This is a genomic window from Arthrobacter sp. YAF16, from assembly GCF_052113385.1.
Classification (GTDB): Bacteria; Actinomycetota; Actinomycetes; order Actinomycetales; family Micrococcaceae; genus Arthrobacter.
Genome location: NZ_JBFRDC010000001.1, coordinates 336278 through 354776 on the forward strand (window position 1 = coordinate 336278; position 18499 = coordinate 354776).

Sequence of the window (18499 nt, forward strand, 5' to 3'; positions counted from 1 at the left end):
GTGCTTGGTTAGCGGCCGTAGGGGTTCTGCGCGTACGGGTTGGAGAACGGCTGCTGCTTCTGGAAGTAGGGGGAAACCGTCGGCAGGTACAGGATCACGATGCCGGCCACGCCCATCAGGATCACGATGATCTGCAGCACGCCGGAGAGTGCGCCGAAGGCGAATACGCCGCCGAACAGGCCAAACAGCGACAGGGCGGCAAAGACCGTTCCCAGGATGCGGGCCCAATTCTTGCCCTTGCGGACCGGGAATGCGACCAGCGCGTAGAGCCCGAAGGAGATGAGGCCGCCAATGATGCCGCTGATGGGGACGATTGCCCGCACCGCATTGAGTTCGTCCGCTGAGAGTCTCCTGCCCTGCTGGGCGCCGGCCTGCTGCATCGCGGTCTCAAAGTAGTCCGCCCCGGTAAAGGACACAACCAGGCTGCTGATGAGGGACAGGATGCCCGCACCGATGATGAGCCAGAAGGCGAGGTCGAGCTGCGGCGGCCTGGTCCCGGCTCCACCGGTGGGGAGTTCCGACGGATACTGCGCGTAAGGGGATTGGCCGTAGGGGCTCTGGCCGAACTGGCCCGGGGCCTGCCCGTAGGCCGGCGGCTGCTGGCCATAGCCGGGAGCCTGCTGCCCGTACTGGGGCCCGTTTTGCCCGTACTGCGGAGCCTGCTGCCCGTACTGGGGCGCCTGCGGGGCGTTCTGGCCATACTGCGGAGCCTGCTGGCCGTACTGGGGCGCCTGCGGGGCATTCTGCCCATACTGCGGAGCCGGCGGCTGCTGTCCGAACTGGGGAGCATTCTGGCCGTACTGCGGAGCCTGCTTGCCCGACTCGGGTCCGTCCGGGCTGGAAGGCTCGACTGGCGGGTTACTCATGGCGGTCCTTTGCATTTCGATGACGGGATGGGCTACCGGGACCAGTGTCTTCACCCTGCCCCCAGCATGGTTTAACTACACCGTACCCCGCGCTCGCGGCGGTTTGGGTCATTCCGCGGAGGTATTCTGAGGGGCATTTTTGGAGCCGCCGGCACGCGGGTATCCGCGTTTCCGGAGGCAAAGCCACCGAGGAGCAGCCTGGTGCCGAGGAAGGTCAGGAACGGCCCTTGAACGCGTCGAACCAGGCCTGCGACTTCGGCAGCCACATCAGCACGGTCGCCACCAGGCTGATGACGAAGCCGGGCCAGCTTCCGCCTCCCGCGACGCCGATGCTGGCCAGGGCGAGCACCAGGCTGACGCCGGCGGCGATGGTGAGGGCGAACCTGGCCCATTCCCAGCCCTCCTTCATCTTCATCGCCAGCGTGACCTGTGCCGCGGCCAGGGCCACCGCCACCAGCACCAGCAATAGCAGCAGGATGCCGGCCGGGGGCGAGACCACAAAGAGGACCAGGGTGCCGAAGAGCCCGATCACGCCTGCGAGCAGGCCGAGTAACCCGCCAATCACCCAGACCCAGTAGGAGATCTTCAGCTCCGTGGGCATGGCCGGGAGGTTGAGGATCCCGGAATAACCGCCCAGGGGGAGCGCGTCCCGGAAGTTCCGCGGCCGGTCGGCCGGCCACTCGATCCGGAACCCGCCGAACCGCCCGGGCTGACCCGGTCCGACCGGCGGAACGCTGCCCGGTTCCGGCGGAATGGCGCCTGGCTGATCGGGCTCGGGGACGTCGCCGGTATTGCTCATGGATTTCACTTTAGACCGCGGAACCGGTGGTTCCTAGCTGACTCCGGGGCGGGAGCGGAGGCCGCCCGGCGCGCTCGTGGAACGCGCCCAAGTCAGCCCCCGAAGCGGCCCCGGTTAAACCAAACACCCCGCGCCATCCGGGGATGGCGCGGGGTGTTGAAGAGGGCGTCGCGTGGACGGGCCCTGTCCGCCGCTCGGGGCGGCGCGGACTACGCTGCGGGGGCGATGAAGGCCAGTTCGAGGTTGATGGCAACCTTGTCGCTGACCAGCACGCCGCCAGCCTCGAGGACGGCGTTCCAGGTCAGGCCGAAGTCCTTGCGGCTGATTGTGGTCTCGGCGGTCAGGCCGGCGCGGGTGTTGCCGAACGGGTCAACGGCCACGCCGTTGAGCTCGGTTTCCAGCGCTACGGGACGGGTGACACCCTTGATCGTGAGGTCGCCCTGGAGCTCGTAGGCGTCGCCCTTGGGGACGATGGCGTTGGAGACGAAGGAGATCTCCGGGAACTTCTCGACGTCGAAGAAGTCTTCGCCGCGGACGTGGCCGTCGCGGTTGACGTCGCCGGAGTCGAAGCTCGCGGTCTTGATGGTGGCGTTCACCTTGGAGTCGGCGACGTTCTCGGCGAGGTCCAGGGTTGCGTCGGCTTCCTTGAACTGGCCGCGGACTTTGCTGATGCCCGCGTGGCGGACGGTGAAGCCGATTTCGCTGTGCGAGGAGTCGAGGGTCCAGGTGCCGGTGGTGAGGTTGGCGGGAAGTGCCATGGTGATTCTCCTTGAGTCGGGTGGGTCGTGCGGAAGTTCATCTGATCGTCGGTCTTCACTTCATTGGTTGAAGTCTCAACTAACTGCTTCACCCAGTATAAACATGCATTTGCATCTTTTATTCCACCCCCGGGGAACATTTCCCAAAAAGTTTCAGTTCTACCTCTTGTAGAAGATTTCGTCATTGCCCCTGCCCTTTGAGAAACTGGTACACATGCCCCAAGCCACTGTTCACTTGCTCCGCCACGGCGAGGTCCACAATCCCGAAGGCGTCCTGTACGGCAGGCTGCCCGAGTTCCACCTCTCCGAACTGGGTCAGCAGATGGCCCGGATGCTTGCCGAGCACTTCAGTGACCGCGCCGCGCAGGGGGCGAAGATCGTGCACCTCGCGGCGTCCCCGCTGACCCGTGCGCAGGAAACGGCGCAGCCGATCTCCGAGGCCCTCGGCCTTGAAATCGCCACCGAGGAGCGGATCATCGAGGCCGCCAACTACTTCCAGGGGATGCAGGTGTCCAAAGGCGAGATCTTCAAACCGAAGCACTGGCCGATGCTCCGCAACCCGCTCCGGCCGTCCTGGGGCGAGCCGTACAAAGAGCAGGCCGCGCGCGTGACCGCCGCGGTGCAGGACGCACGCCTGCGGGCCGTCGAGCTCGGCGGCGACGGCGCCGAGGCCATCCTGGTGAGCCACCAGCTGCCCATCTGGGCCACCCGGCTCAGCGCCGAGGGCAGGCCGTTGTGGCACGACCCACGCAAGCGCGAATGCACGCTCACCTCCGTGACCTCCCTCGTATTCAACGACGACGGGACGCTGCTTCGCGTCGACTACAGCGAGCCCGCCGCCGTCCTCCTGCCCGGTGCCTCCAGCACCCCGGGAGCCTGAGCATGTTCGACGACGACTCCCGTCTGTCCCGCCGCGGCGTCCTCACCGCCGGCGGTGCGGCCCTGGCCGCCATGCTGGGTCTGACCGGCTGCGCCCAGGAGGACGACCTCGCCAAGCAGGCCAAGGCGGGGGATAACAAGAACTACGTCGCCGGCGACGGCTCGGTGACCGAATTCGCCGCTGCCGACCGGAAAAAACCGGTGGAGATCAAGGGCACCCTGTTCGACGGCACCGAAGTCACGGCGTCGCAGTTTCAGGGCAAGGTGACGGTGCTCAACTTCTGGTTCGCCGCCTGCGCGCCGTGCCGGGTGGAGGCGCCGTCGCTGGAGGCCCTGCACCAGGAGTTCAAGAGCCAGGGCGTCCAGTTCTTCGGCGTCAACCTGAGGGACGAAAAACCAACGGCTGAAGCGTTCGACAAGACCTTCAACCTGACGTACCCGAGCTTCAACGACAAGGACGGCGCGGTTCTGCTGGCCGTCTCCGGGCTGGTTCCGCCCGGCGCGGTCCCCACCACGCTGGTGCTCGACAAGCAGGGCCGAGTCGCCTCCCGGGTGCTTGGCGAAATCCAGAAGGGCACCCTCAAGTCCCTCATCGCCGCCGCCGTGGCCGAGTAAGGCCGGCGCCGTGAACAGCCCCTTCGCCGAAGCCATCCTGAACGGTTCGCTGCTGCTCGCCATCCCGGTGGCGCTGCTGGCCGGACTCGTATCCTTCCTCTCGCCCTGCGTGCTGCCGTTGGTGCCCGGATACCTCGGGTACGTGACGGGCCTGACCGGCGTCGACCTGCAGAAGCAGAAGCGGGGCCGGATGCTGGCCGGGATCGGATTGTTCGTCCTCGGCTTCTCGGTGATCTTCGTGCTCCTCGGCGGGGCCTTCGGCCAGCTGGGAACGCTGATCACCGGCTCGCAGAACGCCTGGATTACGCAACTGCTCGGCGTGCTGGTGATCGTGATGGGCGTCGTGTTCATGGGCGGCTTCTCCTGGCTGCAGCGCGACGCGAAGATCCACGCCAAGCCGCCAGCCGGGCTTTGGGGTGCGCCGCTGCTGGGCATCACCTTCGGCCTCGGCTGGGCCCCGTGCATCGGCCCGACCTATTCGGCGGTGCAGCTGCTGAGCCTTTCCGGGGGATCGTCCGCGGCGAAGGGCGCCCTGCTGGCCTTCGTGTATAGCCTTGGGCTGGGCATTCCCTTCCTGCTGATCGCCCTGGCCGTCCGCCGCGGCGTCGGGGTGCTCTCCTTCTTCCGCAAACACCGGCTCGCCATCCAGCGCACCGGCGGCGGAATCCTGATTGTGCTGGGCGTGCTGATGGCCAGCGGGGTGTGGGGTGCCTGGGTGTCCGGGCTGCAGTACTGGTTCCAAACCGATGTGAAATTGCCGATCTGATGAGCGAGCGAGTGAACGTAGAGAAGAAATCCCCGTCCCCCGGCACGCCCGATCACGGAACCAGTCCCGTCGAAGCCGCGAAGGCAGGCGCTGTGCTGCCCTCGCTGGGGCCGGTGGGCATGCTCCGCTGGGCGTGGACGCAGCTGACCAGCATGCGCACCGCGCTGTTCCTGCTGCTGCTGCTCGCCGTCGCCGCGGTGCCCGGATCGCTCTTCCCGCAGCGGCCCGCTAACCCTGCGGTGGTCACCCAGTACATCAAGGACCACCCGGACTACGGCAAGATCCTGGACTCCCTGCAGCTCTACGATGTCTACTCCTCGGCGTGGTTCTCCGCGATTTACATCCTGCTGTTCATCTCGCTGATCGGCTGCGTCGTGCCCCGCGCCATCGTGCACTACAAAGCCATGCGCTCCCAGCCCCCGCGCACCCCGGCACGGCTGTCCCGGCTGCCCGAGTACGGCACCCTGGTGGTCCCCGCCGACGCCGGGATCCCGGCGTCGCGCGCCATTGACGACGCCGCCGCCCTGCTGAGGAAGCGCGGCTACCGCGTCGATGTGCGGGACCGCGACAGCGAACGGCCCTCGCTCGGCGCGGAACGCGGCTTCTTCCGGGAGGTCGGCAACCTTGTCTTCCACACCGCCCTGATCGGTGTCCTGGTGTCCGTCGCGGCCGGTGGCTTGTTCGGCTACAGCGGCCAACGGATCCTGGTCGAGGGGGACACCTTCGTGAACACCCTGGTGGGCTACGACCAGTTCACCCCGGGCACCAATTTCCAGAGCAGCCAGCTGGAGCCGTACTCCATCCAGCTGGACAAGTTCCACATCACCTTCGACCGCGAATCGAAGGGCAAGTTCGGCCAGCCCATCGACTTCAAGGCTGACGTCACCACCAAGGAGAACCCGGGCGCGCCTGCCAAGCAGGAGGTGCTGAAGGTCAATGACCCGCTCAGCCTGGGCGGCACCAGCGTCTACCTGACCGGCAACGGCTACGCCCCGGTGGTCACGGTGCGCGACGGCGCCGGCAACATCGCCATGCAGGGACCGGTGGTGGCCAAGCTGCAAGGCGACAACTACTACTCCTCCGTGGTCATCAAGGTCCCCGATGCCAAGCCGGAGCAGCTGGCCTTCGCGGGCTTCTTCCTGCCTACCGCGTTCATCACGAAGGAAGGAGTTTCCTTCAGCGGCGATCCTGAACTGTTCAACCCGCAGCTGACGCTGAACTCGTACTACGGCGACCTCGGACTGAACAGCGGCTCGCCGCAGAACGTGTTCGAGCTCGATGTGAAGAAACTGACGCCGCTAAACGCCCGCAACCTGCCCACCAAGGGCATCGTGCTGACCCCCGGGACCACCCACACCCTGCCCAACGGCAAGGGCACCATCAGCTTCGACGGCGTGAAGCGTTACATCGGCGTGGACATCCACCACAACCCCGGCCAGGGCTACGCCTTGTTCTTCGCCCTGCTCGCCGTCGCCGGCCTGGTCACGTCGCTGTACGTCAACCGCCGCCGCGTCTGGGTCCGCACCGGCACCCACGAGGACGGCCGCACCATGGTGGAGTACGGTCTCCTGGCCCGCGGCGAGGACCACCGCCTGGCCGGGGAAGCCGCCGCCATCCGGGCCCTGCTGTCGGCAGCCTGGCCGCTCGATGATGGGGCCGCGGACGATTCGGGGGAGGATTCCCAGCCTGTTCCCAGCGCGACAGCGGATAATGACCGGGCGGACACCGGCGCACGCGCCGACGCCGGCGCGCAGGCCTCCACGGACCAACCCGCAGCAGACTTCATCCAGTCCACAGTAGGCTCTCCTGAGTCAAAGAAGGATCAGTAATGTTCCCCATCAACGAAACCATGGGCCAGTACAGCGAGCTCTTTATGCTGCTCGCGGCCGGCACCTACACGGTGGCCTTCATCGCCTTCGCCTGGGACCTGGCCAAGAGCAGCAAGACCCTGCGCGCGGTGGACCTGAAGGCGGCAGAGCTGTCCGGAGCCGAGACGGTCCGTGTCCCGGTGGGCGCCGGCGTCGGTGGCTCCTCCGCCGCCGTTGACCGCGCCGCTTCCGACGTCAGCGGCCCTGTCGGACGGGCCGAGCGCCCGACGTCGTCGGTCTCGGGCAGCCGGGCAAGCGGAGCCGGCGTGACCGCCGACGGCGGCATGCGCTACGGCGCCGAACGCCGGGTTCCGGCCCGGGTCGCCGTCGCCCTCGCCGTGCTGGGCGCCGCCATCCACGCGGCCGGCGTCATCACCCGCGCGATCGGCGCGGGCCGGGTGCCGTGGGGCAACATGTACGAGTTCCTGACCACCGGCGCGTTCGTGGCGGTGGCGGTCTTCCTGCTGGTGCTGATCCGCCGCGACCTGCGGTTCCTGGGCACGTTCGTGATCGGCCTGGCCATCATCATGCTGGTCGCGGCCTCGGTCGCGTTCTGGACGCCCGTGGGCCACCTCGTGCCGGCGCTGCAGAGCTACTGGCTGATCATCCACGTCTCCATCGCGGTGATGTCCTCAGCCCTGTTCACCCTGACCTTCGCGATGTCCGCGCTGCAGCTGGTCCAGTCGCACCGGCAGAAGACCATTGCCGCGGGCGGGGCAGACAAGCTGGGCTTCATGCGCCTGGTCCCCAACGCCCTGAGCCTGGAAAACCTGTCCTACCGGATCAACGCGATCGCCTTCGTCGGCTGGACGTTCACGCTGATGTTCGGCGCCATCTGGGCCGAGAAGGCCTGGGGCCGCTTCTGGGGCTGGGACACCAAGGAAGTCTGGACCTTCGTGATCTGGGTGGTCTACGCCGGCTACCTCCACGCCCGCGCCACCCGCGGCTGGACCGGAACCCGCGCGGCCTGGCTCTCGATCGTCGGCTACCTGTGCGTGGTCTTCAACTTCACCATCGTGAACCAGTTCTTCAACGGACTGCACTCCTACTCGGGGCTGTAAGGCACCGGGAGTTCGCTTCGCCAGGGTTGGGCGCTTAGATTCCTCGTCCATTCGCCACAGATGGCCGCTAAGCCACCCTGCTTAGCGGCCATCTGTGTCAGATCGGCCAAACGGCGCCGCACCAACCAGGCCCGCACCCCGAACCGCCGCGATTCGCCACAGTGGCCGCTAACCCTCGGGCCTGAATCGTCGATTCGCCACAAATGGCCGCTAAGCCACCCCGCTTAGCGGCCATTCCTGTCAGATGGACGCCGTGGTGCGTGCGGAACGTCGCCTCCGGGCCGGGCCACGATCGGGCATCCAGCCCCGCTCCACGAGCGCCGCCCGTACCCTGGTGACCGCTGTTGGCTCCATGCCCGGGCCCAACGGGGTCAAGTCCCACTGGGTCAGCACGACTACCCGCCACCCGGCATCCCGCGCGTTTTCGTCCCGGAAAATATCGCTGCGCCGTTGCGCCGGAGTGGCGTGATGCCCGCCGTCGTATTGGATTGCGACCCGTTCCACTTCATAGGACAAATCAGGGTCCTGGATCCAGCGGCCGGTTTCGTCGAACATGGGCACGTTGACTGCGGGTTCGGGGAGGCCATGGCGGAGAAGAAGCAACCGGAGTTCGGTCTCCTTGGGGGAGTCCGTGCCTGAGCGCATCAGGATCCGAGCCCGCGCGGCCTTCTGGTAGCCCGGCTTTCCTTTTCGTCCTTGAAGGTAGGCGTCTAGCTCGTCGAGGGTGGACAAAGGGTTCCTTCGGCGGAGCAGGAAGTCTCCGGCAATCACAAGATCGTCGAGGCTAAGCATGCTGGCCAGGTCGAACCACGTCCGCAGCGGTGACGTGCAGTGGACCCTGGAGCCCGCCACGATCTCCTCGGGTTCAAACGACTGTTGATGGCCCACGACGTTCTTTCGACGCACAGCCCGATTGCCCGGCCGGCTGGTGAGATGAACGACGTCGACGTTTGCCACGGACGCCGGCAGGGGAAAGCCCCACAGCAGGGCAGCGGTTGCATGGCTCACCACCGCGCACGTCACAGCAACCAGGGCATGCATACGGTCAAGGAGGGTGCTCGGCGTCGTGGCGGCGGTGCGCACTCCGTGACAGGGGCTGACAAGATCCCGGCACCGGGTTCGACGCCGGCTCAATCCCGCCGCGCGGGCGTCCGCGAGCGTGAATGGTTTGTCGTGAAGCTGTGGGGGAAGCTCGCTGGGCTGGCGCATAAGAGCATTCTGCGCCCGCCTGGAGCGGGATTTGACGTTGTCCACAGCCCGGGCAGGGTGTGGGGGAAGAGCGGGCCAGTGGAGGCTGGTTTGCAGGTCCGGGTGCGCGGCGTCGATTTGCCGGCTATGGCCGCTACGAGGGTCCGGATTCAGGCCATTTCTGGCAAATGGGAAGGGGAACGCGCCGGCTGAGAGGGAGCGTCTACGCGCCAGGGGGCAGAGCGGCTACTTGACCTCGTCGGTGCCCTGCGTGGGGTCGCCGCTGCCGTGGGCTTCGCCGGATTCCGTGCCGCGGGCGTCTCCGGTGCCGCTGCCCAGCTCGCGCTCCTTGGCGTCCAGCTCGTCCTTCAGCTTCTTGAGCCGGTCAGCCTCCGCCTGGTTGCGGCGGCGCAGCTCCAGGTTGCGGAGGAAGTCGGGATCGTCGTCCGGGGCGGTGGGGTGGCGGTACGTGGCCGGAGCCGCCGCGGCCTCGCCGCGGGGCCGGCCGATGAGGAACCAGAGGATTGCGCCGACCACCGGGAGAACGATCTGCACCACGATCCAGGCCGGCTTGGAAATGCCCTTGGTCAGGCGTGCGTCAGTCCTGATGAGGTCGATCAGTCCGTAGACAAAGACGACCAGTACAACGATTGGTACCACGACACGGAGCATAGCTTCAGTTTAGCCTCCGCGCGAGCTTCCGGCGCCCGGCACCCGCACGGCAGCCGCCCGGAACCCCGCCGCCCGCCGCCCGCTACCCCGCGGCCCGGCGCCGGGCAGCCGCGCTGGTGCCCGCACTCAGCAGCAGACGGACCGCCGGGTCCCCGCCCCGGCCGGGACGGCTAAACTGGGAGCGTGGCTTTCCTGAAATACTCCCTGATCCGTCTGGCACTGTTTGTGCCGTTGTTCGCCCTGTTTGTCTATTTGCAGCTTGGCTGGCTGCTGGCCGCGCTCTGCGCCGGGATGATGGCCTTCGCCATCAGCTTCCTGTTCTTCCAGAAGCAGCGCGACGCGGCCACCGCCTCGATCCACCAGCGTTTCTCCGGCAAAGCCAAGCCGCTGCGCAGTGCCGGGGAGATCGACGACGCCCACGCCGAAGACCGCCTGGTGGACGAACACCCGGACGTCACCGTGCGCACCGACAGCCGGCCCAAGGACTCCTAGAGCCCGTCAGCACCCCCTGGAACCAGCCGGAACCCGCTGGAACCAGCGGAACCAGCCGGACCCCCGGAACCCGCCTTAGAAGCCGCGGCTCAGCACCAGGCCGAGCGAGAACAGCACGGCGTAGCCAAGGTTGATCAGCCCGGTCTGCTTCAGCACCGGGATCAGGCTCTTGCGGCGCCGGCCCGCGATCATCAGCCAGGACGGCATCAGGATGGCCGGGATGAGCAGCAGCACAATCAGCATCCAAGGCCGACCGGGCGCAAGCACAATCACCAGCAGGATCGCCACGGCGAGCATCAGCACGTAGCTTTCCCGGGCGTGCTTGTCGCCCAGCCGGACAGCCAGCGTCTTCTTCCCGGCCACGCGGTCGGTGGGAATGTCCCGGACGTTGTTGGCCATGAGCAGGGCGCAGGCGATGAGTCCCGTGCCGATCGCACCGATGATGGCCGCGAGGCTGAGCTGGCCGGCCTGCGTGTAGGTGGTGCCCAGCGTGGCCACCAGCCCGAAGAACACAAACACGAACAGGTCGCCCAGGCCCAGGTAGCCGTAGGGGTTCTTGCCGCCGGTGTAGCCCCACGCGGCAAGTACGCAGCCCACACCCACGAGGATCAGCCACCAGGCCTGCGTGATAATGACCAGGATCAGTCCGAACAGCATCGCCAGGCCGAACGCCGCGAACGCTGCCCGCTTGACGTGCTCCGGCTTCGCCACCCCGGAACCCACCAGCCGGAGCGGGCCCACCCGGTCCTCATCGGTGCCGCGGATGCCGTCGGAGTAGTCGTTGGCGAAGTTCACGCCGACCTGGAGCAGCAGGGCCACCATGGCGGCCAGCAGGGCGTTGACGGGCCGGAACGCGTTCATCTCATAGGCGGCTGCAGTCCCGATCAGGACCGGCGCGATTGCGGCCGGCAGGGTGCGCAGACGGGCGCCTTGGATCCATTGTGCCGCTGTGGCCACGTTCAGTACCTCGTTGGTTTGGGTGTTGATCTAGTGGAAAGGGTTGCTTGAAGCTTTTCTATTTTCCCTGATGACGGGTGTCCAGCCGAACGGTCATGCCCATTCGGTCCGGTTTTCCGTTCGGAAGCATCAGCAGTTCCGCGGCGGTGAGCACTGTTTTAGGAACCAAGGCCCCCGCCAACGCCCCCGCGCCGCCGGCGGTGAAACGCGCCGTGAAGGCCTCGGCTGCCTCCGGCGAATCGTCCGCCAGCACCACATAGGCCGCCAGCGCCTGGCCCCACTCGGCGGACGGGACACCCGCCACGAACGCCGCCCGCACGCCGTCGAGCTTCTCCAGTTCCGCCTGCACATGCGCGGCGGACACCTTGACGCCGCCGGTGATGACGACGTCGTCGGCCCGGCCCAGCACGGTCAGCGTGCCGTCCGCGGACAGCGCGCCGAGGTCGTTGGTGCGGTACCAGCGGATCCCGTCGTCCTCGACAAATGCCGAGGCCGTGAGCTCCGGCTCGTCGAGATAGCCGGCCGCAATGGTGGCGCCGCCGAGCAGGATCCGGCCGTCCGCGGCGAGTTTCAGCTCGACGCCGTCCAGCGGCACGCCGTCGTACACGCAGCCGCCGCAGGTCTCGGCGGAACCGTAGGTGGTCACCACCCGGACGCCGGCCTCACGGGCCGCGGCGAGCAACTCCGCCGAGGCGGGGGCGCCGCCCAGCAGAACCGCGTTGAAGCGCCGGAGCACGGCCAGCGTCTGTGCCGAGGGCCGCTCCAGGAGCCGCTGCAGCTGCGTGGGAACCAGGGAGGTGAAACGGATCTTGTCCGTGAGCTCAAGGGCTGCGGTGGTGAAGGCCTCCGGGGTGAACCCGCCGGAGAGGTCCATCGCCCAGGGCCGGGTGCCGGCGAAGAGCGACCGGACCAGGACCTGGACGCCGGCCACGAACTGCACCGGGAGCGCCAGCAGCCACTGGCCTTCGCCCTTAAGCGCCATCGCAGTTGCCATGGAGGAAGCCGCCAGGGCATCCACCGTCAGCACCGTGGCCTTGGGCACGCCGGTGGAGCCGGAGGTCCGCACCACGACGGCGGCGTCCTGGAAGCCGGGGGTTTCCACCAGCCCGACGACGGGGGAGCCGTCCGGGCCGGCGGACAGCTCGACGGCGGGACCCTCCCCGCGGAGGGCAGCTGCGAGGGCAGCGAGGGCGGGTTCGATGTTCACCGCTCCGGAAGTCATCGCGGCAGCCTTAGAAGTAGTACGGGAACTTGGACCAGTCCGGATCACGCTTCTCCAGGAAGGCCTCCTTGCCCTCCACCGCCTCGTCCGTCATGTAAGCCAGCCGCGTCGCTTCGCCGGCGAACACCTGCTGGCCGGCCAAGCCGTCGTCGGCGAGGTTGAAGGCAAACTTGAGCATCCGGATGGCCTGCGGGGATTGCCGGGCGATGTCCGCGGCGTACTCCAGCGCCACCTCCTCGAGCCGCTCGTGGTCCACGGCCTCGTTCACGGCACCCATCCGGACCATGTCCTCGGCGGAATATTCGCGGGCCAGGAAGAAGATCTCGCGGGCGGACTTTTGGCCGATCTGGCGGGCCAGCAGGGCCGAGCCGTAGCCGGCGTCGAAGCTGCCTACCGTCGCGTCGGTCTGCTTGAACTTGCCGTGCTGCCGGGAGGCGATGGTGAGGTCGGAGACGACATGCAGCGAGTGGCCGCCACCGGCCGCCCAGCCGTTCACGACGGCGATGACCACCTTGGGCATGGTCCGCATGAGCCGCTGGACCTCAAGGATGTGCAGCCGGCCGGCGCGGGCGGGGTCGATGGTCTCGGTGGTATCGCCCTCTGCATACCGATACCCGTCGCGGCCGCGGATCCGCTGGTCGCCGCCGGAGCAGAAGGAGTGGCCGCCGTCCTTGGCGGAGGGGCCGTTGCCGGTGAGCAGGACCGTGGCGACATCGGGGGTCATCCGGGCGTGGTCCATGGCCCGGTACAGCTCGTCCACGGTGCCGGGCCGGAACGCGTTGCGCACCTCCGGGCGGTTGAAGGCGATCCGGACGGTGGGAAGGTCCTGGACCACGGTGCCGTCCGCGGAGCGCTCCACCTGTCGGTGGTAGGTCATGTCCTGGAAATCGTCGAAGCCGGTCACGGTGCGCCAGCGGGTGGGGTCAAAGACGTCGGATACCTTGGCGGGGATTTCGTTGCTCACAGTCCGAGTCTAGTAATCGGCTCAGCTGATACAGAACTCGTTGCCTTCCGGGTCCGCCATGGTGTGCCAGGAATGCGGGCCCTCGTTGGCGGTCCACAGGTACGTCGCGCCGCGGGCCTCGAGCGCGGCCCGGACCTCGTCCTTGTCAGCGCCGGCCAGGTTCACATCCCAGTGGACGCGGTTCTTGACGGTCTTCGCCTCCGGCGCGGTCTGGAAAAGAATCCGGCGTGAGGCGGGCTTGACGCCCAGGTCCTCGGGCGGCCGGATGGCGGCGCCGTCCCGCCAGACAAGCTTTCCGTGGTGCCGCTTGGTCTCCGCGTCCGTCGCGAAACCCTGCTTGATCATGGAACGGATGAAGTCCTCGTCCTGCGGCTCCACGGCCCAGTCCAGGGTTTCGGCCCACCAGTCCGCGAGGGCGTGCGGGTCGACGCAGTCGACAGCGATTTGGATGTTCAGTGCCATGGGAAAAACCTACGACGACGGCGCCCGCGGCGCTAGGGTGCCGCCGGGGCAACTTTCGCTGTTGTTTTTCCGGGCGCTACTGCAGCTGCTCGAGGATTTCCGGCGGGATGGCGTAGATGAAGATGACGGCCAGCAGGTTCTTCGAGGCATGGACGAAGTAGGAGAACATCACATTCTTGCCCGTCCAGACGTAGACGAACACCAGGGTGGCGCCCATGGCGAGATAGGGCATCAGCACGGGCAGCGTCAGCGCCTCCTGGCCCACGACGTGCATGGCCGCGAACAGCACGACGGAGAGCGCGCAGCAGAGCCAGATGTTCAGCTTCCGGCTCAACTTGCCGATCAGCAGGTGCCGGAACATGTACTCCTCCACGAAGGGGCCCACAATCACCAGCAGCGGCACCATTAGCCAGGCCGGGACCTGCTGCATGAGTGCCTGCAGGCCGGCTTGGTTGGCGGAGGTTTGCGGGGTCCCTGCCACGGCCACCAGGATGGCGGTCAGGATCATCGCGGCCACCACGGCCAGCGGCACCGTCAGGAGGGTGAACCAGGGTCTCGTGGCCAGGACGCGGAGATCCCGGCGCGCGACTTGGCGTGCCGCGAACAGGGCGAGCAGGCCGATGACCGCATAGACCAGAAGGTTCACCGCGTAGGACGCCACCGCCGGATTGGGCGAGAGCTGCAGCACGAGCGGCGCCAGCAGGCCTGAGGCGGTGGCGAAGACCGCCCCCACTGCCACGTAAATCCCCGCCGTGATGAGGTCCAGCCGGGAGAATGCGTACAGTTCCGGACGCGGCGCAGGTGGTTGACGGAGAGCGGGACCCATGCCACCAGCCTAGCCCCGCCGCCGAGCGGACACGGCTAACGCCCGGGCCGAGGGCGCCGGGCGTTAGCCGTGTAGCTGCAGAGCCGGGAATCTATCGGAACAGCGCCCCGTAGGTCCCCATGATGATCCGGTCGCCCGGGGTGGACTTGCGGATGTAGTCCACCACCGCCCAGTCATCCAGGGAGATGCAGCCGGCCGTCGGGATCTTGTTCATGTGCAGGAAGATGGCGAAGCCCGCATCCTGGACAATGTTCGGCCGGTTGTAGTTGATGACCACGCCCTGGCGGTAGTAGCCCAGGCTGGCGAACCACCACATGTTCTCGTCCCAGCCAACCCAGGAGGAGGACTCGTGGTACTTGTTGTAGGTGGCCGTCCAGGGGTTGCCGCCCCAGCGTGAGCGCGGGTTGAGCGTGCGGTACGCAAGCTTCGTGCCGGGGTTGCCCAGGCCAAAGGCCTCGGTCACGGAGAACGATCCGGTGGGGGAGAACAGGTTCCGGGTGGGGCCGGACGGAACTCCCGGCGGCTTGAACCCGGACTTACCGACGTACCCGTCAGTCCGCCAGTCCGGCACGTACGTCCCGGCGATCTTCATGCAGTACAGGTTGGTCGCATGGTTCAGTCCGTAGCCCTGGGTCCACGTGAGGAGGACCCGGTTCGCGCCGTAGGTGGGGTACTTGGACTTGCCGTTGTTGAGGTTCTGGCACTCCGACATCCCGAAGACCCGGTATCCCGGCTTCACCGTCCAGCCGATGAACCCCCGCTGGAAGGCCTGGATGCACTGCCCCGGAACGCACTTTTCGTTGGCGAGCGGGTAGCCCAGGCTGCTCCGGGTGGCCCCCACCCGGACGTACCGGGCTCCGAGGCCGCCGCGGGAGATCCAGGACCCGGTTGCCGAGGACCAGTAGACGGTTCCGCCCTGGAACCGCTGCAGGCATCCGCCGGCAGCCTGGCCACAGGTCCTGGGGCCGGTGGGATAGCCCATGACGCCGGCTTGCGCGCCGGCCGCCTTCCACCTGGTGTAGATGGTCCCCTTGAGGACCTGCGCGGGGGTCCTCGGGGACCAGAACACCGCTCCATGGGCGAAGAACTGAGAACAGCCCCGCGCCGTCAGCCCGCAGACCTCGGCGGTGGTCGGCAGCCCGAGCCCGGCGGCCTCACCTTGGGCCCGCCACAGGGCGCCGATGGCGCCGCGTGACCAGATCTGCTGGATTCCCTTGGTGGTCCAGGTGAGGAACCGCCCACTGGAAAACTTCTGGATGGTTCCGCCCGTGACCGCGGTTTCGTCCGTGACCGGATAGCCGTAGAGCGCCAAGCCTCCCTGCGCGTGCCAGCGGGGGCCCGTGTGGCCGGCCGTCCGCAGCACCGGGTGCGCGCCGGTTGCAGCGGTCCAGAAGACGGATCCGCCTTCGAACGCCTGGCTGCAGACGTCGAGAGAGCAGGCCTGGTTGGCGGTCGGTGCGCCGAGGGCACCGGCTGCGCCCTTCAGCGCAGTCCATTTCGCCTGGATGGCGCCCAGGACAACGACGGACGGCGACGTCGGCTCCTCCGTCGGAGTCGGCGTCGGCGTCGGCGTTGGCTCCGCAACAGTGGAGGTCGGCTCCACGGTGGGCTCCGCCGTCGCTGTCGGGGACGTGCTAAGTTCCGGGGCCGGAATGGCGGGGGCCGACGCCGACTCGGTCGGCGCGGCCGTGTCGGTTGCCGTGGGGCTCGCTGTGTCCTGCGGCAGCGATGCGGTCTCGGCGAAGGCCGGTCCGACCGCCAGCGGTCCGGCCGCGAGCCCGAGCACCACCGCTGAGATGACAAGTAGTTTTTTCATGGCGCATCCTCTACGGAGACGACCGGTGTGCAGGTCCCGGCGCTGTCCTTGGTCTTGGCAAAGTTCGGTGCTGCAATCTCGGCCGACTTGCCGGCAGCGACGGTTTTGGTGATGATCGTGTGCCCTGCCACGGCAGGGCCGGCGGTGACCGCGATTGCCACGGTGAACACTTTGTTCTTGTCGCTGCTGTTGACCAGGGTCCCCGTGAAGGACCACGACCCGTCGGCCGTCGCGCGGCAGATGGGCTCGCGCAAGGCCTCGGGTGCGTTAAGCGAAGTGGAAACATCGGCCGGTTCGGACGCGCTCGGCGCCGGAGATCCTGATGATGATGATGATGATGATGATGATGGTGCCGGCGTTGCTGCGGTGCTGCTGCCGGTGCTGGGTGTGGCCGGACCGGAACCGCCGCTCGAACACCCTGCCAGTACGAGAAGCAGCACTGCGGGCAGTAGCGCTCTCTGTTTCATAGTCCCCCCTGACTCACGGCACTGCTGCCATGGCCTGCAGTGACGTTGCAGGCGAACCAGCGGGAACGTCCCCGCCGGTTCGCTCAGAGTAATGGAAACCTCGGCCTGACCAGCGCTTTTGCGCCAAAACGTTGTTTTAATTTCGTATTTTCGGCGGTTCCGGGTGTAGCCCGCGTCACGGTGCGGCGCCGAAAGCTAGTACTATGGACGTGCCGCGCGACGCTGCGACCCGTTGTGAGTTTCGGTCTAAAACCCTGCCCGTTTCCTGGGCTCAGGGCACAGGCCGGGTCCGTACTTCTGCTCCCGGAGCCGCCTTCCCGTCCCGGCAATACCCCGACCTACAAGGAACTGTTGTGCCACAAAGTACTTCCACAGACGTTAAGAGCGCGCCGGCGCAATCCGCCGTCGTCGACTCGACCCTCAGCGCCGAGGGCTACAAGAAGTCCCTGAACGGCCGCCAGGTCACCATGATCGCCATGGGCGGCGCAATCGGCGTCGGCCTCTTCATGGGCGCCGGCGGCCGCCTGGCTTCGACCGGCCCCGCGCTGATCTTCTCCTACGCCATTGCGGGCGTCATCGCCTACCTGCTGATGCGCGCCCTTGGCGAGCTCATCATGTACCGCCAGACCTCCGGCTCCTTCGTAAGCTACGCCGGTGAGATGTTCGGCAAGAAGGGTGCCTACCTGTCCGGCTGGATGTACTTCATCAACTGGGCCATGACCGGCATCGCCGAGCTGATCGCGATCGGGCTGTACTTCCAGTTCTTCTTCCCCAACGTGCCGGTGGAGCTGACCGCCATCGCGGCGCTGCTGCTCCTCGTCGGAGTGAATCTGCTGAGCGTCAAGGCGTTTGGCGAGTTCGAGTTCTGGGCCTCCGTCCTCAAGGTCGCGGCCATCCTGATCTTCCTGGCCGTCGGCACCTTCATGGTGGTCACCAACGCCAAGGTCGGCGACGGCCACGCCTCGGTGAACAACCTCTTCGCGGCGGACGGCGGCATGTTCCCCAAGGGCGCCCTCGTGATGATCCTCGTGCTGAACGCCGTGATCTTCGCCTACAACGCCATCGAGCTCGTCGGCATCACCGCCGGCGAGATGGAGGACCCGGCCAAGGAGGTCCCGAAGGCGATCCGCGCCGTCGTGATCCGGATCGTCGTGTTCTACGTCGGGTCGGTGACCCTCCTGGCGATGCTGCTGCCCTCGGACCAGTACAAGGCCGGCACCTCGCCGTTCGTCACCGTCTTCGGCCAGATGGGCCTGCCGTGGATGGGCGACGTTATGAACATGATCGTGATCACCGCCGCACTGTCGTCCTGCAACTCGGGCCTGTACTCGATTGGCCGGATATTCCGCACCATGGCCAACAACGGGCATGCCCCGCAGTGGCTGACCCGGATGTCCAAGAGCCACGTCCCCTACGCCGCGATCCTGGCGATCGGCTCGGTCTACCTGGTCGGCATCCTGCTCAACATCTGGCTCGGCGGCTCGCACGCCTTCGACCTCGCACTCAACACCGCCTCGATCGGCGTGATCTTCACGTGGGGCTCGATTTTCGCCAGCCAGATCGCGCTGCGCAAGACCAAGGGCAACGTGTCCTCCCTGCCCATGCCGGGCTCACCGTGGACAAGCTGGGCCGGACTGGTGGCCTTGCTGGCCATCACCGTGCTGATCGGCTTCGACACGATGACCAGCAAGACCGGGGAGGTCTTCCCGCTGGGCCTGTGGACCCTGGCGACCATCCCGTTCTTCGCGGTGGTCCTCTGGCTCGGCTGGCAGAAGGTCAAGAACAACGAACCGAAGAGCCAGCTCTTCAGCTAGGGCTCCG

The 18499-nt window shown here is 67.1% G+C and carries 20 protein-coding genes; 7 read left to right on the forward strand and 13 right to left on the reverse strand.

The genetic code is table 11. The annotated features are described in order from the left end of the window. Positions 1–8: 8 nt before the first annotated feature. The 3 genes from AB4Y91_RS01620 to AB4Y91_RS01630 all read right to left on the reverse strand — a co-directional run bounded on the left by AB4Y91_RS01620 (position 9) and on the right by AB4Y91_RS01630 (position 2423). On the reverse strand, positions 9–866 hold the full coding sequence (locus tag AB4Y91_RS01620; protein WP_441417889.1) for a hypothetical protein: 858 nt from the start codon (positions 864–866) through the stop codon (positions 9–11). 214 nt (positions 867–1080) lie between these two features. After that, positions 1081–1665, reverse strand: coding sequence for a hypothetical protein (locus AB4Y91_RS01625; RefSeq protein WP_441416836.1), 585 nt, complete (start codon positions 1663–1665; stop codon positions 1081–1083). A gap of 209 nt (positions 1666–1874) precedes the next feature. Further along, positions 1875–2423, reverse strand: coding sequence for a YceI family protein (locus AB4Y91_RS01630; protein ID WP_175321455.1), 549 nt, complete (start codon positions 2421–2423; stop codon positions 1875–1877). 214 nt (positions 2424–2637) lie between these two features. Here AB4Y91_RS01630 and AB4Y91_RS01635 point away from each other — a divergent pair, with 214 nt between their 5' ends. The 5 genes from AB4Y91_RS01635 to ccsB are packed head-to-tail and all read left to right on the forward strand — an operon-like array spanning position 2638 to position 7612. After that, positions 2638–3303, forward strand: coding sequence for a histidine phosphatase family protein (locus tag AB4Y91_RS01635; protein WP_441416837.1), 666 nt, complete (start codon positions 2638–2640; stop codon positions 3301–3303). 2 nt (positions 3304–3305) lie between these two features. Next, a complete protein-coding gene (locus tag AB4Y91_RS01640) occupies positions 3306–3917 on the forward strand; it encodes a TlpA family protein disulfide reductase (RefSeq protein ID WP_441416838.1) in 612 nt (203 codons plus the stop codon). A 10-nt stretch (positions 3918–3927) separates the two neighbouring features. Then, a complete protein-coding gene (locus AB4Y91_RS01645) occupies positions 3928–4683 on the forward strand; it encodes a cytochrome c biogenesis CcdA family protein (RefSeq protein WP_441416839.1) in 756 nt (251 codons plus the stop codon). Beyond that, entirely contained in the window at positions 4683–6512 is a 1830-nt protein-coding gene (gene resB, locus AB4Y91_RS01650) for a cytochrome c biogenesis protein ResB (protein WP_441416840.1), read from the forward strand. Before AB4Y91_RS01645 ends, resB begins: the two co-directional genes overlap by 1 nt. Continuing rightward, on the forward strand, positions 6512–7612 hold the full coding sequence (ccsB, locus tag AB4Y91_RS01655) for a c-type cytochrome biogenesis protein CcsB (RefSeq protein WP_441416841.1): 1101 nt from the start codon (positions 6512–6514) through the stop codon (positions 7610–7612). Before resB ends, ccsB begins: the two co-directional genes overlap by 1 nt. Positions 7613–7852: 240 nt before the next feature. Here ccsB and AB4Y91_RS01660 read toward each other — a convergent pair whose 3' ends face one another. Continuing rightward, positions 7853–8821, reverse strand: coding sequence for a hypothetical protein (locus AB4Y91_RS01660; RefSeq protein WP_441416842.1), 969 nt, complete (start codon positions 8819–8821; stop codon positions 7853–7855). Positions 8822–9046: 225 nt separating this feature from the next. Further along, positions 9047–9472 carry a PLD nuclease N-terminal domain-containing protein gene (locus AB4Y91_RS01665; protein ID WP_441416843.1) on the reverse strand — a complete coding sequence of 142 codons (426 nt, stop codon included), beginning with the start codon at positions 9470–9472 and terminating at the stop codon, positions 9047–9049. 183 nt (positions 9473–9655) lie between these two features. Here AB4Y91_RS01665 and AB4Y91_RS01670 point away from each other — a divergent pair, with 183 nt between their 5' ends. Beyond that, positions 9656–9964 carry a DUF4229 domain-containing protein gene (locus AB4Y91_RS01670; protein ID WP_441416844.1) on the forward strand — a complete coding sequence of 103 codons (309 nt, stop codon included), beginning with the start codon at positions 9656–9658 and terminating at the stop codon, positions 9962–9964. Positions 9965–10039: 75 nt separating this feature from the next. Here AB4Y91_RS01670 and AB4Y91_RS01675 read toward each other — a convergent pair whose 3' ends face one another. The 8 genes from AB4Y91_RS01675 to AB4Y91_RS01710 all read right to left on the reverse strand — a co-directional run bounded on the left by AB4Y91_RS01675 (position 10040) and on the right by AB4Y91_RS01710 (position 16628). Next, positions 10040–10921 (reverse strand): 1,4-dihydroxy-2-naphthoate polyprenyltransferase, encoded by an 882-nt coding sequence (locus tag AB4Y91_RS01675; RefSeq protein WP_175321447.1) that lies wholly within the window; start codon positions 10919–10921, stop codon positions 10040–10042. A 58-nt stretch (positions 10922–10979) separates the two neighbouring features. Next, a complete protein-coding gene (locus tag AB4Y91_RS01680; protein ID WP_441416845.1) occupies positions 10980–12143 on the reverse strand; it encodes an AMP-binding protein in 1164 nt (387 codons plus the stop codon). A gap of 10 nt (positions 12144–12153) precedes the next feature. Beyond that, positions 12154–13107: a 1,4-dihydroxy-2-naphthoyl-CoA synthase gene (locus AB4Y91_RS01685; RefSeq protein WP_441416846.1), complete on the reverse strand. Its 954-nt coding sequence runs from the start codon at positions 13105–13107 to the stop codon at positions 12154–12156. A 21-nt stretch (positions 13108–13128) separates the two neighbouring features. Next, positions 13129–13569, reverse strand: a complete 441-nt coding sequence (locus tag AB4Y91_RS01690; protein ID WP_175321444.1) for a VOC family protein — start codon at positions 13567–13569, stop codon at positions 13129–13131. A gap of 76 nt (positions 13570–13645) precedes the next feature. Further along, positions 13646–14395, reverse strand: coding sequence for a CPBP family intramembrane glutamic endopeptidase (locus AB4Y91_RS01695; protein ID WP_441416847.1), 750 nt, complete (start codon positions 14393–14395; stop codon positions 13646–13648). A gap of 91 nt (positions 14396–14486) precedes the next feature. Beyond that, positions 14487–16211: a hypothetical protein gene (locus AB4Y91_RS01700; RefSeq protein ID WP_441416848.1), complete on the reverse strand. Its 1725-nt coding sequence runs from the start codon at positions 16209–16211 to the stop codon at positions 14487–14489. Then, positions 16208–16465, reverse strand: coding sequence for a hypothetical protein (locus AB4Y91_RS01705; RefSeq protein ID WP_441416849.1), 258 nt, complete (start codon positions 16463–16465; stop codon positions 16208–16210). Before AB4Y91_RS01705 ends, AB4Y91_RS01700 begins: the two co-directional genes overlap by 4 nt. Before the next feature lie 13 nt (positions 16466–16478). Further along, positions 16479–16628 (reverse strand): hypothetical protein, encoded by a 150-nt coding sequence (locus AB4Y91_RS01710; RefSeq protein WP_441416850.1) that lies wholly within the window; start codon positions 16626–16628, stop codon positions 16479–16481. Positions 16629–17031: 403 nt separating this feature from the next. Between AB4Y91_RS01710 and AB4Y91_RS01715 the strand changes: the two genes are divergently transcribed. After that, positions 17032–18492: an amino acid permease gene (locus tag AB4Y91_RS01715; protein WP_441416851.1), complete on the forward strand. Its 1461-nt coding sequence runs from the start codon at positions 17032–17034 to the stop codon at positions 18490–18492. Positions 18493–18499 lie beyond the last annotated feature (7 nt).